We start from the raw sequence: 15803 nt of genomic DNA on the forward strand, positions 1-15803 counted from the left end.
GGTCGTCGACTGCCTCTAATCGTCGCTCTCGCCACGGGCGAGCCGTGCCCCCTCTTCGATGTCGTCGTACCGCACACGGACGTCCTGGATGCCGAGGCCGCGCATCAAGTCGTGCACTGCCACGACGTAGACACGCCCCCTCCTGCGCAGCCGACAGGGGAAGTCACCGCGCCTTGCCTGCTTGTATGCAGTACCCAGGCTCAGGTTCAGCGCCTTTGCTGCGATTCTCATCCCGGCGCCGCTTCATACATCACCCCCCATCTCGAAGAGGCCCGGCTGATGCTGTCCGATTCCGTGCTGCCCCAGACCTTGTCCCTGGGCCAGGCCTGCCCTCCGTAGTCGGCGCACTTCTCGGACATGCGACAGCAGCCCGAGGCGCTGGGCCAACGCTCCGAGCCGCTCTCCGTGTGCCCGTTGGGCAAGCTCCATCGACATCGGCCCGACTCGCACTACCTGGCCGCCGGTGAAGAGCGGGGCAGCCATGTGAGGGACAGAGATGGAGAGCCCGTTCTCGATCTCCGCTTCCGGTACTTCGTTCGGCGCCCGGCGGCCCGTCTTCCGGCCGGCTGCATAAGCTGCGCCGACCAGATGGTCCTCAATCGCGTCGGGGCTCGCGGCTCGCACCGTCGCCATGGCCTGGAGTGCCCCGGCCAGCACCTCCGAGTAGACGTCATTGGCCTCGGCGCCGGTTCGGTCGGCAGAGGTCCGCACCGCTCTCCTCAGGCGGGGGGTGAGAAGCCACAGAGCGATGAGGGTCCAAGGCCCCTTTTGGCCATGCTCCGCTTCGTAGTGCAGGTGCTGTGCGATGGCCTGCCACTGCTCGGCCCGCTTGGCGCTTGCGGGTTTCTCGTACCGCATCGACGCCCACAAGGAGCTCAGCGACAGGCAGGAATCCGCCGGTGCCTCGGCACAAATCCCGGTGTGGAGGCAGAGGCGCTCGTCCGGACAGCACGTCTCCACCCAATGCGCCAAGCACGCGAAGACATTGGTATACGGCAAGAGGGGCATCACAGTTCCTTCTGCTCTGCGACGGACGATGGCGTGCCGTTCGAGTCCCAGGGTGGGGGAGCGGACGGGTCGGGATGCGGTGACTGTGTCGACCACCAGGCCCCGTGTGAGCCTTCGGTGTGGGACGGTTGACGTAACCCTTCGGCAGGGGGTTCCGAGGGCCGCGGAGCCGAGGGCTCTTCGGGTTCGGAACGAGGGGCGTCCCGGGTCGGCCCGCTCACGGAGTCGCCGTTGCACGAAACGTTCTCCGCCACGAGGGTGCCCCGCAAGTGTTCGGCCGCCTGCGGACGTCCGGACACCTCCATCATCCGGGCCAGACGGTGGACGAACGCGTCCCGCTCCTCGGATCCGCGGGTGATACCCATGCTGTCCAGCAGGGCGGAGACGGGCTCAAGCCGAGCTTGCGGCTGGCCGTCCGCCGGCGGGGCAGCCGGGTCCTGGTGGGCTGCGGCCGCATCGGTGTCCTGGGGGTGGTCGAGGCCGTTCGGCGATTCAACGCCGCCCGGTGAAGCCTGACCGCCGAGGAGATGAAGGTACGGATCCGGGATCTCACTGTCGTTCGCGGCAGCGGCCAGACAGGACAAGGGACCTATCAGATCCGTCGCACGCTCGATCTCGTCCTCGTGACGCGACAGCCACCACACGACGGCGCTGCCCGGCGACCGAAGCACGTCCTCGCTGAAGTACGCCCGGCGGCTGCGCTCGTACTCTCGCTGCTGCTTCCAGGAACCGATGTTCCTCCTGTGCTCCTCCAGCTCTTCCAGGTGGTTCCGGTCCTCCTGCCGCAAGTGGAGGCGCACATCAGTGGCGTAGGCCGTCACCGTGCCCGTCTCGTCCTGAACAGGCCGTCCGAGCAACCCCTCCAGCCAGTGGCACAGGAAGTCCGCACGGCTGGGGTGCTCGGCCTCGGTGTACTGCTCGACGCGCCGCAGGACTGAAGCCACGGCCAGAGCTCCCGGGTTGCCATGCGATGTCACGAGCGGGTCCGTGTCGGTCCGCCACCGGACCGTGCACGAAAAGAGGAACGGGTATTCGGCGAGGCCGCTGGGGACCGGTACATCGATGACCGTTGTCTCCAGGTACGGCGGTTCTGTGGGGAACTCGGTGCTGTCCGACGCCTCTTCATCTTCGGCGGCGGCACGCCCCCGGCCGTTCCGGACGTACATGTCGAGCAGCAGCGAACCGGCCACGACCGCCGTGAGGGGGAACCACATCCAGTCGGGCCAGCCGAGCAGCGCCGTCACAGCGAGCATCCCGGCGATGAAGCCGATAGGCACCACCCGTGGAATACGACGCGGTGTCATACCCCTTCTCCTCTTCGTCGTGAATCGGAAGCAGCGTGCTCGGCGCCCATACCGAGCAGTACGTCGATCTCGCGGCAGAACAGGGCACCGACGCGCTGCCGCGCCTCAAGGTCTGTGAGCCTCACGCTCGGGGTGTCCGACAGCGCGAGCAGAGTCCAATCGCAGACAGCCACATAGAGACGGTTCAGCGCGCCGTAGTCGCCCGCGGCAGCAACGATCAGTGAGCCGACGACGCGGTGGTCGAGGGGCCCGCGCGCCAGGGTGTCCAACCAGCGGTGCAGCACCGGTGTCCACTCCGCCGCCGGTCTCGCCATCAGCAGCGCCCGCCACCCGAGCGCGAACTCCTTGTACGGAGGCACGATGCGCAAAGACGCCGGGTCGAGCAGGCCGAGAAGCAGATCGTCGGCGCCTGCCATCAGGGGAAGGCCGGCGATCCGGTCGGCCAGCCGCTGGAACACTCGGCGATTGTTGTGCGCCAGGTCCAGCAGCGCTGTACGCGCCGCGACGCGCTCCGGCCCTGTCTGGCGGAGCACGAGGTGCCGGAGCCGGACCGCGGCCTGCTCGGGATGGGTCGCCGCGATCACCTGCCGGCACACGTCCGTGAGTAGAGCCGCCAGACCTGGGGAGATCCGGCCTGTCGCCCACGCATAGACACGTGATCGGAAGTACGAACCGAACCGTTCATGGCTGAGGCCCAGTTCGAGGGCCACGGCCGCCTCGGCGCGGAAGCGTCCGCCCGGTTGTCCGGTCCACGTCTCGACGAGGGTGCACACATGGTCCGGGCATCCGGTCGCCATGGCCTGCTCAGCGAATCTCGCTATCAGGTCCATACGGTTCCTGGCACTGAATTCGGGCATGTGGCTGCACCGCGCCACCCAGTCCCGGAAGGCAGCTCTGAGGTCTGGAAAGTTGGTCCAGAAGTGCCTTCTGACGGCGCTGTCGTAGGCGAGCCGCCGAAACACGATCCGTCCGTCATCGCCGCGATCGATGTCCAGTTGTGCCAGCTGTTCACCGAGGTCGGGCCGGGCCAGTCCGACGGAGTCGTCGCTGTCGTGCCCCACTACATCGAGCAGCAGCCGCGCACCTGTCAGGGCCGTCTCTGCCGGAGCATCGCTGACCATGGCTGCTGCCAGCAGCAGTGCACGCTCGTGCGCTCCGCGGTGTTCACGGAGTTGACGCGCCACTTCTTCGGCCCAGTTGGTGGCGGCGGCCACCGCTTCGGCACACCACGTCCGAAAGCTCGTACCGTACCGCTGGGAATCGCGCGCCTCGGCGACCAGCTCGGCCAGCTGCGCGAGCTCCCGCATGGGGGCAGTGACGAACAGATGGCGCAGTTCCTCGGTGTCCAGGTCGTCGGCGTCGAAGGCCACCTCGCGGGCACGCAGATGACGGCTGAAGACGGCACGGCCACGAGGGCGCCCCAGCGATACGACGAGCGGCGACAGATCTTCATGCAGCATCCAGCCCAGGCCGGCGGGGAGGACGACCACCATGCGGGCATCGCCCTGTTCGACGACAGACCGGTACTGGATCAGGGCGCGCTCGGCTGCTGGATAGTCGGCGTCGGTGACACTCGACAGGTCCAGCAGGTAACGGTCGTCAGCCGAGACTTCGAAGGAACCCTCCTCCCCGGTCGGCGGGAGTTCTTCAACCGGCCTGACGGCGGTCGGCGCATCCTCCAGCAGCATGGTTGCGGCGGCCCGCCTGCCGATGCCGGGGGGACCGTCGAGCAGAACCACCGAGCCGCGAGGTTCGAGCCGTTCGGCGGCCCGCCCATAATGCTGAGGCCGCACGAAGCAGCCGACGAGCCGACGTCGTTGCTCGCGGACGAGCGTGAGACGGGCGGTGCCCGCTCTGAAGAGGCGCTCGTTGGCACCCAGCATCCACGTGACGAAGTTGAACTGGTGACCGCTGCCGGTGTGGACGCCCGACCGTGGGTCGGAGACTGTCGTACGGTGTCCGGTCATCGCTCGCTGTCCGAGGGGCCCGTGCCTCCCCGCTCCTGGTTCACGGTCCCGTGGTTGTCCCCGACGTAGCCGATCTGCATCCCGTCGCCGGAGATCTGTGGCGCGAGATGCTGTGCGCCTGCCTGGTACAGGTGACCGCTGCCTGTGTGGACGGGACCCTGCGGTTCGCTGACGAACGTGCCCGTGAAGTCGCCCTGCACGTTTCCGATGCCACCGGGCTGACGGTGGTTGATCACCTTCTGCGGCCCGGCCTGACGGGATGCGTCCTTCTCCGCCTGCCTGCCCAGCTCGGGCACGATACGCCCGAGGTCCTCGGCCAGGCGCGACAGATCGGACTCCGCGTTTCGGTGGTTGAGCCTGCGGTACTGGCAGTCGGCCAGCTCCCGTAGCGCTGCGGGTAGTTCCTCGCGCTTGAGCCTCACCGTCTTGCCCACGAGCACGGGAATGACGACAGCCCCCGTGTCGAACGCCTCAAGGATCTCTCGACGGATCCAGTCCTCCGGATCCTCAAGAGCGGGGCCTCCGTCAGCGGATCGGGCCTCCAACCAGCGGGGGCCTATGACTGCGAGCAGCACGCCGCAGCTCCGTACGGCGGTGAGGATCTCCTGCGGGAACTTGCTCCCCGGACTGATCGACTTGCTGGCACGGAAGACCTTCTCGTCGCCGAACCTTCGGGACAGCTCTCTTTCCACGAGCGTGGCGGTGAACTCCTCGTCGCCACTGCGGTAGTTCACGAAGATCACAGGCACAGCGCGTTCTCCTCTGGAGCTGGGCGGCATGAGCCGCCGAAGGATGACGGGTTTGCCGCCCCTGGGCAGCAGCGTGTTCACGTGTCAGCGGGCACGACAGAGCAGACGGTCGCCTACGACACGTCAGGGGAGAGCGGGGTCAGTGGTCGGCCATGGCGTGCGCCAGCCCTGGGCGCACCTCACGAACTGCGGGATGGGAGCGGAAGCGCCCTAGTTCACGGTCGAGCCGACGTACTTCCGTCCGGATCGTCGCGGACGGCGCGAGGTCGGTGAACATCAACAGTTCCCGTGTCACTGCGCAGGCATGCTCGATCTCACCAGAAGCCGCGTGCGCCAAGGCACGACGAAGGCCATAGCGGACGCGGGTGCGCACCGCGTGAGAGGGGACGCGCCGACACTCGCGGTCCAGGATCTCGGCGGCCTCCTGGTGCCGGCCCAGGTCGTGAAGACACCAGCCGGTCACCATCAAGACGAGGTCGGGGACATGAGTGGGGCCCAGGACAGGACCATCGTTCCTGGCATCGTCCATGGCCAGAAGTGCGCGTGCCCGGTCCAATTCGTTCAGGCAGGCGCTCTCGTCGCCCGCCAGCGCGTGGCCTTGCGCGGCTCGTTGGGTCGCCAGCCCACGGATCCGGGGCCGGACTCTGCTGTGCTGCGCCTTCTCAACCAGCTCGACGGTCTGTCGGGCGTCGTTGTTGTAGAGGGCGATGAGCGCGCGACGGACCATGGCGTAGTCCGCCAGATCCGTGTCGCCGCCGGCCTGGGCCAGTTCCACCGCCTGCGCCGTCCAGTCCAGGGCATCGGCGACCCGCCCCGCCTCCTGGGCCATCCACCCGGCGTACTCGGCGAAGCGTGACGCGCTGACCAGCAGTTCGGACCGGGGGCGGCCCAGGCAATGGGTGGCCATGCGGGTGATCGTGGTGACCTGCGTGCTGAGCGACGCCAGAAGCGCAGTGGGCGTCCCGGCCTGGCCCAACATCCGGATCTGCTGCAACTGATCATGGAAGAGGGTGGTTGGAGGCAGTGCCGCGTCCCCCTCCCAGAGCCCACGGCCTTGGCCTTCGAGAGCGCCTGCCAACAGTGAACCGACGCCCGTGGCAAGCACTTCCCTACGCCCCTGAGCTCGGCCGGTACCGGTGGACGTCGACGCGTCCAGCAGGCGTGCGAGACACCCACCCGCCCCGAAGAAGGCGTCACAGCGACGTGCCAGACCTTGGGTCGGCTTCTTGTCGCCCCGCTCGATCTTGCAGAGGTGTCCTTTGCTACAGCTCACCTCCTTGGAGACTTCTTCCAGCGTCATGTTCGCGGATTCCCGCAATCGACGCAGCTCCCCACCGAAGCTTAAAGGAACATCCATCGGCGCCTCCCTCAGCAAGTCACACGCGCTCGCCCCATGCCTTCATGGAGCAGGAACCGAGAGAAGTGTGGCACGCAATGCTGGCTCCACATAGGGCTGATCAGAAGTTTCCCGTTTCCAATTCTTTTCACTTGCACATGTGTCTCGCTCAGTAAATCGACGGTCTGCGCAGAGCGCGGTGCGCACCACCCCGTGATGAATGAGCGTCGCCCGACCCGCGCGCATCGGGTTGGGGGGTGGCCGGAGATCAGGTCGCTGCCGCGGGGGGGGGTCTGGCATCCAAGTGCGACGTCACCGGCCGACTCTCCGCGGCGGCCAGAGGATCAACGCCCCGGCGGGGGCGATGTTCAGACGACTGCCGTACGGTCAGAGAAGCGTATGGCGAGTGATCGTCGCGTACCGGTGCTCGTCGAGAACCTTCGGAAAGGTGCCAGCGGGCCGGCCGAGGTCGGCGACGAGCGCATCGGCGCTCAGGCCGCTCTCGGTGAGGACGGCCCACCCCAGGCCCTGCCGGTGCGCAGATGACGGACGGCCGTCGGCCTGCTCGAGATGTCCGCGGGGCTCGGCACCAGCATCCTCACCGGCCAGCGCTGTCCCGAGCCCGCCATCACGGTCCTGGACGGCATCTCGACCGCATCTTCCGCTCGGTCGATGCGGCCGGTGAACGCGGAACCCGTTCGCGCTCCTACTCCCCGAGCGCCCCGTAGCGGCGGGCTGGCATGTGCAGCGCTCCTTTCGAGGTGGACGGAGCGAGGTCAACGGAGCAATGTGAGCGCGCATGCGAGTTCCTCCGTCTGCTCACGCAACGGCCCACCTCCGCCCAGCCCTCACTTTCGGTGCTCTGCCGCTCCACGAAGAAGGACCAGGTCAAGGACCTGGGTCGTTTTGCTGTCCGCCGCGTCCACTCGCCTCGTGCCGGATTCGTGCCAGAAGGCTGGTCGGGCTCCGCAGCAGACCTCGTCGGGGACGTGGGAGGTACCCCCAGGTCGCCCGCTTTCACTCCGCCTCCGGGCGGCACGCAGCTGGTGCGGAGTCCAGGAATGCGGGGCGGCCCTCGGCCGGAGGCCGCTGATGGGCAGAGCCTCACGCCGCTGGGGGTCCCGTCGGGCCTGGGCAGTCCGATGCCCGTAACGATCGCACTGGTTGGTCTACGGAGCGGTGCCGTCCGCCGCCGGACCGGACTCCCCAGGGCGCGGCTGCCGCGTCGTGGCGGGTGGTCCTGCGGGTTCGGGTGGTCAGGTCGGCTGCGCTTTCCCCAGCGGCTTCGAACAGCGCATAGGCTCAACCGATCAGCGCCGGTGAGCCACTCATGGTGCAGGTGCGCAGGCTCTGGGCGGTCGGGGCCGGACCAGCGGCGGGGCGTAATGGTCGCGGATGCTGCGTCACCTCCTCGTCGAAGGAAGGCCGGCAGGGCAACGGCACGGCGCCCGCGTCGGATTTGGTCTCACCGGTGACGTCGGGGCGGGGGACGAGGACTTCGTCCGGGCGCTCGCGCAGGCGCGGGCGCCCCTCCTCAGCCCTCGACACGGAACCATCGGCGGTCTGGCAGCCGAACTCCGCTGCCGCCCGAACACCTCCTGCGGGAACTGGAGTTCAGCCTCAGACAGCTCCCGCATCGGCGCCATTCGTCCCGTCGCTTCCCAAGCTGAGAGCGCGAGTTCGATTCTCGTCACCCGCTCTTCTTGACGCCCCAGGTCAGCGGCCTGGGGCTTGTTTGTCGGGGAGCTGCTGCCGCGCTTGCAGGTGCCCCTGTACGCCGAGATTGGGCATGCACTTTCACGCAGATGTCCCGCACGCACTTCGTCGTGGGCGGTGCACAAGCCCTTGTGGGAGCGGGCGCTTGACCGCCGAGGGTCCTGCGTCAGAGCGGAAGGTCGTCGGGGAGCACCCGGAACGCCTTGTGGTGGCCCAGCGGCCGTACGGCCCGGAAGTCTCGTCGGTCGAGGGTGAGGATCGCGTCCGTGTCGTAGTCGGCGGCGAGTGCCACGTTCACCGCGTCGGCGAGGTCGAGGTCCAGCGCGCGGTAGCGGACACGGACAGACTGGGCGGCGCCCAGGTGGTCCTCCGTGATCTCCGGCATGACGACACGACCCCGGCTCATCCAGCGCCGCAGGTCGTCGACCGCACTGAGTGCGGCCTCCCTGCCGAGCTCACGCGTGGCGACGTGATCCAGTTCGGCCAGCAGAAGCGGGGACATGACCAGCAGGCCCGCCGCCATGATCGCCTCGTTCGCCGCCCGGTGTTCCGGATGAGCCGAGTCCAGGGCTGCCAGAAGGCCTGACGTATCGGCGATGACAATGATCACGCGGCGGATCCGGAACCCGAGCCGGTCTCACGCCGGACAGCCTCGGCGACCGTGTCGCGGACCTCCGACTTGGACAGCGTGCGCCCCGCCCCCTCGAAGGTGCGTGAGAACAGCGGCTCGTCCCAGACCCGGTTCGCCATGGCAGCGAGGTGGATGCCCTGGCGGATGATCTCGGCCTCGCTTACACCTCGGCGCTTGGCGGCCTCCTTGATGATGGCCAGGTCCTCGGGGTCGGCGTAGACGTTGGTGCGCTTCATGGACATGTACCAAGAGTAGTCCATGTACCGGATTGATGTATCCACGCGCTTCCTCATGTTCTGTCGGCGCGGTCCGGCAGACGGCCTCGCCCGCCGTATGCCGAGGCCCGATGACAGCCGGAGGCCGCCGCACATACTCATCCGCAACCACAGCTGTCCTGGATTCGAGACACGTGACGCGGAAACCCTCCCAAGACCCAATCGCACCATCCCGAGACGACTCGACTTTCTCCGGAGCCGTGCCCATAGCGTGCCCGGAGGGACGGAAAACCACGGTCCACAGCGGCGCGACCGATCCACACGACCACCCCGAGGACCAGATATCTGCGCTGGTCAGAGCCATAGAGCCCGCACAAGCGCCGTCGCTTCCCGAGTCGAGAGCGCAAGTTCGATTCTCGCCCCCCGCTCCATGATGAAACCCCAGGTCATTGACCTGGGGTTTGTTTGTTGTCCAGGCCGCTGAAGTCCTAGTCGTTCCGTGTGAAGGTGCCGAGACCGGTCGTGTCGAGGTTCTCGACCTTGACCTTGTCGGCGCGTCCGCCGGACCCGACGGTGAAGGTCACGCCGGACAGGCCGACGGCCATTTCGCCGGTGGTGTTGTAGCTGAAGGTGTCACCGTCGTAGTGGCGCAGGGCAAACCGTTGCTTCTTGGGCCCGAGTTGCATGGTGAGTTCGCCTCCCTGGGCACTGACGGTCATGGGGCCGTAGTACTCATTGGCGTACGTTCCGGTGTAGGCGCTGTTCGCCTTGGCGGGTGCGGGCGAGGCCGGAGGCTTGCTGTAGTCGACCGGCGACTGTTCCCCCGCCAGGGTCTGCTTGATGATCGGCCCGAGGAACTTCAGCCAGTCGACGGTGGGCCCGCCCGTCTGCGCGGTGTCGAGGAACGTGGCGGTGATCGACTCGGGCAGGCCGACGGGCTGGCCGTTGGTCAGGACGACGATGCCGAGCTTCTCCGAGGGCAGCAACGCGACGTGGGTGGCCGCCCCCAGCGCGAAGCCGCCGGAGTGGCCGAGCTTCAGCCTGCCCTGGTCGTCGTAGCTCACGTTCCAGCCGAGCCCGTAGAACCCGGACCGGCCCACAGGCGAGTGCGGCGGCTCGGAGAGCATGTGCGGCAGGTGGGTCTCTTCCAGCGCGTCGGCGTCGACGACTTGCCGCCCCTCGAACTTGCCGTTGCCCAGTTGCAGGCGCAGCCACTTCGTCATGTCCCGGGCCGTGGAGCTGGCCCCGCCCGCCGGGCTCTGGGCGTCCGGGTCGCGCACATGCTCGGCGCGCCAGGTGTCCCCGGTCTGCACATGCAAGGTGGCCTTGTTCTTCGCCTTCTCGTAGTCGGCGAAGGAAGAGCTGGTGGAGTCCATGCCGAGCGGCCGGTACAGCTTGTCGGCGGACAGCTTCTCCCAGCTGGTCCCCGCTGCTCGCGCGGCGGCGACGCCGGCTTCGGTCAGCCCGAAGTTGGTGTACGCGTATTCGGCACGGAAGGGGGCCAACGGTTCGTAGCGGAGGTGGTCCAGGATGTACGAGCGGTCGTAGCCGAGGTCTTCCAGGAGGTCTCCGGCGTGGTCGGGCAGTCCGCTGCGGTGCGAGAACAGGTCGGCCAGCGTGACACGGCGCGTGACGTAGGGGTCCTTCAGGGCGAAGCCGGGGGTGTGGTCGACGACCGGGTCGTCCCAGCCGACGGTCTTCTCGCCCACGGCCGCGGCGACCACGGTGGACGCAATGGGCTTGGAGACCGAGGCGAGCTGGAAGACGGTGTCCGCTCCGACGCCGTCCTTCGTGCCTGCCTTCCGCACGCCGAACCCCTTCAGATACAGCACCTCGTCGTCGTGCACCACGCCCACGGCGACTCCGGGCACACCGGTGCGGCGCATGCCGTCCTGTACTACGTCGTCCAGTTGGCTCACCGCGGTCTGGACCTCGGCCCGGGTGATCTGTGCCGGTGGCTGGGCGGGAGGGACGGTGGGCAGCGGCGACGTCGGGGCGGCCGCACGTCCGGCGGCGGCGGTGGTGGTGTCGGCACCGGACCCGGTACAGCCGACGGCCAGCGCCGCTACCAGGCCCAGTCCCGCGGCGGAGCGAAGGAAGCGGGGGCATGCACTGTCGAGGGGGGAGGACATGCCTTCCATGGAAATCCCTCCCCCGGCACCTGTCGCCCCCTGGCAGGCCGTTCGGGGCATCCGGCGTACGCCGTCACTCTCGCCCGTTCAGGCCCAAGGCCGAGTCCCTGTGCACGGTGTCGTGCCCATAGCGTGCCCAAGAGAGCGGACAACCACGGTCAACAGCGGTGGGATCCGACAGCACTCTCATCCCAGCGAGAAGGCATCCGCGCAGGTCAGAGCCATAGATCCCACCCAAGCGCCGTCGCTTCCCAAGCTGAGAGCGCGAGTTCGATTCTCGTCGCCCGCTCCATGCTGAAACCCCAGGTCAGTGGCCTGGGGTTTGTCGTGTCTGGTCCATGTTGAGGGCTCCATGCCCTCTGGATGCACTAAGTCGAGGTGAAATGGCCACCTCAGGGGTATTAACGCCGATCCGCGTCGGGCGGGTTGTGCTCAGGCGGGCCGGGTGGAGGCCCGTAGTTCGATCTTGTATCCGCCCTGTGGGACGGGTTCGGCGGTGAGGGTGCCGTTGAGCAGTTCGGCGCGTTCTCTCAGGCCGATCAGGCCGTGCCGGGCGCTGGGCAGGGCGACGGAGGGGCGGGTGGGGGCGGTGTTGGTGACGGTGACGCCGAAGTGCTGCGCGTCGTGCCACAGGCGTACTTCGGCGCGGGCGCCGGGGGCGTGCTTGCGTACGTTCGTGAGGGCTTCCTGGACCGTGCGGTAGACGGTGCGTTGGGCGGTTGTGCTGATGCCGGGCGGGAGCTCCCCGGTCAGGGTGGTCTCGATGCCGCTGTTTGCGATCAGCTGCTGGAGGTCGGCGAGGGTGGGCTGGGGGGTGAGTTCGGTTTCCTTGCCGCCGGAGGCGCGCAGCAGGGTGACCATGTGGCGGAGTTCGTCGAGGGTGTTCACGCTCAGGGTGCGGATGGTGCGGGCGGCGTCGCGGGCGTCCGGGTCCTTGGCGGCGACCTGTAGGGCTCCGGCCTGTACGGCGATGAGGCTGACCTGGTGGGAGACGACGTCGTGCATCTCGCGGGCCAGTTGGGCGCGTTCGCGGGCGAGGACGGACTGGGCGTACAGGGCGCGTTCGTGTTCGCGGGCCACTTGGACCTCGACGAGTTGGCGGGCCACGTCGCGTCTGGCCTGCACGAGCTGGCCGCACAGGATCGGAGCGAAGGCCATGGCCAGCGTGTAGACGAACTCGATGAGCGTCCAGGTCCGGTCGCCGGAGAACGGGTCGCCGGAAAACGTGTCGGACAGGGGCCAGGCGAGGGTGGTCGCCGCCGCGTTCAGCAGGGCGCAGCCGGCCAGCAGCGGGCGGTTGCGGGTGCGCGCGGCCAGTGTGTACAGCGCGGCGATCGGCGCGACTCCCACGTCCATGAACAGCAGCATGGGCAGTGTCAGCAGGAAGACGGCGAGCGGAAAGCGCCTGCGCAGGAGCAGTCCGGCGCTGCCGAGGGCGGCGCAGGCCCACATGAGGGGTGTCGCCTCGTCGTCGAGGTTGATCCAGGCGTCGAGCGCGGCGAGCACGACGAGGCCCGTGTCGACGGCCCAGGGCGGCACCCGCCGCCGCAGTGCCTCACCCGTGCTCATCACCGGTTGTCCCGTGCCGTGCCGGCGCCGACGTCGCCGTTGTCGCCGAGCAGTCCGGCCCGCTCGGCGAGCAGTGCCGCCTGGACGCGGCCGGCGACCCGGAGCTTGGTCAGGATCGAGCTGACGTGGTCCTTGACGGTGCCCGCGCTCAGGTGGATGCGGGTGCCGATGTCGGCGTTGGACAGTCCTTCCGCGATCAGGACCAGGACGTCACGTTCGCGGTCGGTGAGCAGGTTCACGCGCGCTACGTCCGCGTCCTGGGGCGTGTCCGCCCCCGGATGGCCGCGCAGCAGGGCCCGCGAGGCTTTCGGGGACATCACCACCCCGCCCGCGGCCAGAGTGCGTACGAGTTGGGCGAGCTGTTCGGGTTCGGTGTCCTTGAGCAGGAAGCCCGCGGCTCCCGAGCGCAGCGCGGTCAGGATGTACTCGTCGGTGTCGAAGGTGGTCAGCATGGCCACGGTCGGCGGCTCGGGCAGCGTCTGGATCTCCCTCAGGACGGTCAGGCCGTCCACGTCCGGCATGCGGATGTCGAGGAGCACGACGTCCGGGTGCTCGCGCCGGATCACGTCGGCCGCCTGCGCTCCTTCCGCGGTCGCCACGACCTGGATGCCTTCGGAGGCGTTAAGGATCAGCTCGAACCCGGACCGCACCAACGCCTCGTCGTCCACCACCACTACCCGGATCACCGGCGTTCCGCCTCACACTCGTCTGCTCTGTCCAGCTTCTCGGCGACCAGTCCCCCCGCATCGGGGCGTCCACGTTCCCGTACTGTGATCGCTCGCTGTCGACAGTACGTCCGGCCAGGTGCGCGACGGTGCGGCCGCTGGAGACTCCCGCCACCCGGCAGGCCCGTTCCAGCCGTTCGGGGGGAGCGCTCCGGCCCGTCGGCGGGCGGGTGGGCGAGGTTCGGCGGGTGGCGTCGGCGGTTCTTCGTCCGGTGGGATCGGTCCGTGGGCCCGACCGGGTCTGCCGGCCGCAGTCGATTTCCGAACCGTTCGAGGATCACCCAGCCATGCCCGAGTTGTCCCTTCGTCAGCCTGTCCGTGCTCTGCGCCGCTGTGCGGCGCAGCCCCATGTGCTGTTCGGGGGCGTGTACGGGGCGGTACTGGCCAGCTCCATGGTGGCCGCCCTGACGGAACAGGGTGAGACGGCGCCCGCCGACCGGTTCAGCAGCGCCCAGTGGCTCCTGATCACGGCCGCCGCATCGGCCTTGGCGCACGGTTACGCACATCTGATCGCCCTGCGCGGCGACCGGACCCATCACGGTGTGCGCGCCGCGGTGCGGCTGTTGCTGTCCGAGTGGCCGTTGGTGGTGGCGACGGTGCCGACGGTGGTCCTGCTGCTCGGCGCGGGCTGGGGGTGGTGGCCCTCGGCAGGCATCGAGTACGTGGCCTTCGCCGTGAACGTGGTGCTGCTGTTCGCCTGGGGCCTGCTCGCGGCCCGCGCCGCCGGTCGCACGTGGAGCTCCGCCTTGATGATCGGCACCGTTGACTCGTTGCTCGGGCTGACGGTCGTGGTGGCCAACGCCATCATCAAGTAGGCGGTTGGCCGTCCGGGCCCGCCGACCGGCCCCCGCGGCGCTGTTCCGCCGGTCGGCGGGGCGGTACCGGCCGGTCGGCGGGGGTGTCTCCGAAGCCTGCCGGATGGGCCGCCTCCTGACGGCACCGAAGGATTCCGTGTATGACACAGATACGGCCGCCGCAGGACACATCGGCTCCGCAGGAGAGCTCGCCTCCACCGCCCCGAACCTCGTCCGAGTCCGCCGGGCAGGTCTCGCCCGGCCCTTCGATGGGACGCCTGGTCGGGTTGGATCTGGCCCGCGCGCTGGCGGTGTTCGGCATGTACATCGTGCACATCGCCCCGATGCCGTCGGCCGGGAACGACCTCGGCAGCTGGGTGTACTCCCTGGCGGAGGGGCGCTCGTCGGCCCTGTTCGCCACCCTCGCCGGGTTCTCGCTGATGCTGATCGCCGGCCGCCTCGAGCCCAAGACCGGCCTGGCGGGCCGGCAGGCGAAGGCCCGGATCGCCATCCGCGCCGTGATCCTGCTGGCGCTGGGCACCGTGCTGGCGATGGAGTACGGGGACATCATCATCCTCGCCTACTACGGCGTCTACTTCCTCCTCGCGCTGCTCCTGGTGCGACTGAGCGCCAAGACGCTGGCGATCATCGCGGCGGGGATCGCGCTCGTCATGCCGCAGCTGGCGTTCGTCCTGAAGATGTGGCTGAGCGACTCCGTCCAGCAGAGCATCAACGCCTACGACCCGCTCGAGAAGCTCAGCACCGTGGGAGTACTCGATCTGCTGCTCACGGGCCTCTACCCGACGATCACGTGGATGGCGTTCGTGATCGCCGGCATGGCCCTGGCCCGCCTCGACCTGACCGCCGCCACCGTCCAGCGGCGCCTGGCGGCGCTCGGTGCAAGCCTCACCGTGGGCGCCTATGGCCTGGCCATGCTGCTGGGTGGCACGAGCGCGGTGTTGAGCTTCGGGGGAGGCGGAGGGCCGTCCAGCGGCTCCGGAGCGGGGTCCATGGGCAGCGGCCCCGGGGCAGGGTCCATGGGCAGCGGGTCCGGGGCAGGGTCCATGGGCAGCGGGTCCATGGGCAGCGGGTCCGGCGGGCCCGTGCAGTCGGCCTCGGACCTGCTGGGTGCCGTGGCGCACACCGGCACCACCCTCGACACCATCGGCTGCCTGGGTGTCGCGATCCTCGTGATCGTGGGCGCGACGGTGGCCATCGACCGCCTGCCGCGACTGCGCCGCCTGGCGAAACCGGTCATCGCCGTGGGCACGATGTCCCTGACGGCCTACGTCGGCCACTTCCTCGCACAGTCCGCGTGGCCCGCTTCCGGCGCCGGCACCACGAAGTCCTGGGTGCCCGTGCTCACGTACATCCTGGGGGCGAGCGTGTTCGCCGCGATCTGGTCCCGCTTCTTCCGCCGCGGCCCCCTGGAGTACCTGCTCAACGCAGCCACCAAGCCCGCCAAGTACATCCGGTGAGGTCCGGTCGGGGTGGCCCGCTTCCTGCCCATCCCTGCCCATCCCTGCCTGGTGAGCCGTCCGAGGCCCGCAAGGGGATTGCCCTTGCGGGCCTCGGCTGTGGTCCCTGGCCGACTGATCTCAGCTCCGCCTGGCGCCAACCGGTCGTCCATGGACGCGGTCTGGACGACTGCGGGACA

14 protein-coding genes are annotated in these 15803 nt (G+C 68.7%); 3 read left to right on the forward strand and 11 right to left on the reverse strand.

Annotated elements, in window-relative coordinates; all coding sequences use genetic code 11:
* Positions 1 to 15: 15 nt before the first annotated feature.
* From KUM44_RS23395 to KUM44_RS23420, 6 genes are all read right to left on the reverse strand, one after another.
* The gene (locus tag KUM44_RS23395) at positions 16 to 231 is read right to left on the reverse strand and encodes a hypothetical protein (RefSeq protein ID WP_217210656.1); all 216 of its coding nucleotides are present in this window, start codon (positions 229 to 231) and stop codon (positions 16 to 18) included.
* 12 nt (positions 232 to 243) lie between these two features.
* Positions 244 to 1008 (reverse strand): hypothetical protein, encoded by a 765-nt coding sequence (locus KUM44_RS23400; protein ID WP_217210657.1) that lies wholly within the window; start codon positions 1006 to 1008, stop codon positions 244 to 246.
* Positions 1008 to 2312, reverse strand: coding sequence for a hypothetical protein (locus tag KUM44_RS23405; protein WP_217210659.1), 1305 nt, complete (start codon positions 2310 to 2312; stop codon positions 1008 to 1010). The genes KUM44_RS23400 and KUM44_RS23405 overlap by 1 nt, the downstream gene beginning before the upstream one ends.
* Positions 2309 to 4195 (reverse strand): hypothetical protein, encoded by a 1887-nt coding sequence (locus KUM44_RS23410; protein WP_217210661.1) that lies wholly within the window; start codon positions 4193 to 4195, stop codon positions 2309 to 2311. Before KUM44_RS23410 ends, KUM44_RS23405 begins: the two co-directional genes overlap by 4 nt.
* An 80-nt stretch (positions 4196 to 4275) precedes the next feature.
* Entirely contained in the window at positions 4276 to 5028 is a 753-nt protein-coding gene (locus KUM44_RS23415; RefSeq protein ID WP_217210663.1) for a toll/interleukin-1 receptor domain-containing protein, read from the reverse strand.
* A gap of 139 nt (positions 5029 to 5167) precedes the next feature.
* Entirely contained in the window at positions 5168 to 6385 is a 1218-nt protein-coding gene (locus KUM44_RS23420; RefSeq protein WP_217210665.1) for a helix-turn-helix transcriptional regulator, read from the reverse strand.
* A 378-nt stretch (positions 6386 to 6763) separates the two neighbouring features.
* Between KUM44_RS23420 and KUM44_RS23425 the strand changes: the two genes are divergently transcribed.
* The gene (locus tag KUM44_RS23425; protein WP_217210667.1) at positions 6764 to 6910 is read left to right on the forward strand and encodes a hypothetical protein; all 147 of its coding nucleotides are present in this window, start codon (positions 6764 to 6766) and stop codon (positions 6908 to 6910) included.
* A gap of 1336 nt (positions 6911 to 8246) precedes the next feature.
* On the opposite strand, the gene KUM44_RS23430 is transcribed toward KUM44_RS23425, so the two are convergent.
* The 5 genes from KUM44_RS23430 to KUM44_RS23450 all read right to left on the reverse strand — a co-directional run bounded on the left by KUM44_RS23430 (position 8247) and on the right by KUM44_RS23450 (position 13301).
* Positions 8247 to 8690, reverse strand: a complete 444-nt coding sequence (locus KUM44_RS23430) for a PIN domain-containing protein (protein ID WP_194043261.1) — start codon at positions 8688 to 8690, stop codon at positions 8247 to 8249.
* On the reverse strand, positions 8687 to 8953 hold the full coding sequence (locus KUM44_RS23435; protein WP_217210669.1) for a CopG family transcriptional regulator: 267 nt from the start codon (positions 8951 to 8953) through the stop codon (positions 8687 to 8689). Before KUM44_RS23435 ends, KUM44_RS23430 begins: the two co-directional genes overlap by 4 nt.
* A 461-nt stretch (positions 8954 to 9414) precedes the next feature.
* Positions 9415 to 11067 (reverse strand): serine hydrolase, encoded by a 1653-nt coding sequence (locus tag KUM44_RS23440; protein ID WP_217210671.1) that lies wholly within the window; start codon positions 11065 to 11067, stop codon positions 9415 to 9417.
* Between the two features lie 423 nt (positions 11068 to 11490).
* Positions 11491 to 12627, reverse strand: coding sequence for a sensor histidine kinase (locus tag KUM44_RS23445; RefSeq protein ID WP_217210673.1), 1137 nt, complete (start codon positions 12625 to 12627; stop codon positions 11491 to 11493).
* Positions 12627 to 13301, reverse strand: coding sequence for a response regulator transcription factor (locus KUM44_RS23450; protein ID WP_217210957.1), 675 nt, complete (start codon positions 13299 to 13301; stop codon positions 12627 to 12629). The genes KUM44_RS23445 and KUM44_RS23450 overlap by 1 nt, the downstream gene beginning before the upstream one ends.
* 338 nt (positions 13302 to 13639) lie before the next feature.
* On the opposite strand from KUM44_RS23450, the gene KUM44_RS23455 reads away from it, so the two are divergent.
* Both KUM44_RS23455 and KUM44_RS23460 read left to right on the forward strand, forming a co-directional pair.
* Complete coding sequence (locus tag KUM44_RS23455) at positions 13640 to 14167, forward strand: hypothetical protein (protein WP_217210674.1); 528 nt, start codon at positions 13640 to 13642, stop codon at positions 14165 to 14167.
* 140 nt (positions 14168 to 14307) lie between these two features.
* Entirely contained in the window at positions 14308 to 15624 is a 1317-nt protein-coding gene (locus tag KUM44_RS23460; RefSeq protein WP_217210675.1) for a DUF418 domain-containing protein, read from the forward strand.
* Positions 15625 to 15803: the final 179 nt, after the last annotated feature.

The organism is Streptomyces sp. AC550_RSS872 (assembly GCF_019049285.1).
Taxonomy (GTDB): Bacteria; Actinomycetota; Actinomycetes; order Streptomycetales; family Streptomycetaceae; genus Streptomyces.

Excerpts from the sequence above, each read along its gene's own strand:
- KUM44_RS23395 (WP_217210656.1), bottom strand. The coding sequence starts at position 231 with ATGAGAATCGCAGCAAAGGCGCTGAACCTGAGCCTGGGTACTGCATAC.
- KUM44_RS23400 (WP_217210657.1), bottom strand. The coding sequence starts at position 1,008 with ATGCCCCTCTTGCCGTATACCAATGTCTTCGCGTGCTTGGCGCATTGG.
- KUM44_RS23405 (WP_217210659.1), bottom strand. The coding sequence starts at position 2,312 with ATGACACCGCGTCGTATTCCACGGGTGGTGCCTATCGGCTTCATCGCC.
- KUM44_RS23410 (WP_217210661.1), bottom strand. The coding sequence starts at position 4,195 with ATGCTGGGTGCCAACGAGCGCCTCTTCAGAGCGGGCACCGCCCGTCTC.
- KUM44_RS23420 (WP_217210665.1), bottom strand. The coding sequence starts at position 6,385 with ATGGATGTTCCTTTAAGCTTCGGTGGGGAGCTGCGTCGATTGCGGGAA.
- KUM44_RS23425 (WP_217210667.1), top strand. The coding sequence starts at position 6,764 with ATGGCGAGTGATCGTCGCGTACCGGTGCTCGTCGAGAACCTTCGGAAA.
- KUM44_RS23435 (WP_217210669.1), bottom strand. The coding sequence starts at position 8,953 with ATGTCCATGAAGCGCACCAACGTCTACGCCGACCCCGAGGACCTGGCC.
- KUM44_RS23440 (WP_217210671.1), bottom strand. The coding sequence starts at position 11,067 with ATGGAAGGCATGTCCTCCCCCCTCGACAGTGCATGCCCCCGCTTCCTT.
- KUM44_RS23445 (WP_217210673.1), bottom strand. The coding sequence starts at position 12,627 with ATGAGCACGGGTGAGGCACTGCGGCGGCGGGTGCCGCCCTGGGCCGTC.
- KUM44_RS23455 (WP_217210674.1), top strand. The coding sequence starts at position 13,640 with ATGCCCGAGTTGTCCCTTCGTCAGCCTGTCCGTGCTCTGCGCCGCTGT.
- KUM44_RS23460 (WP_217210675.1), top strand. The coding sequence starts at position 14,308 with ATGACACAGATACGGCCGCCGCAGGACACATCGGCTCCGCAGGAGAGC.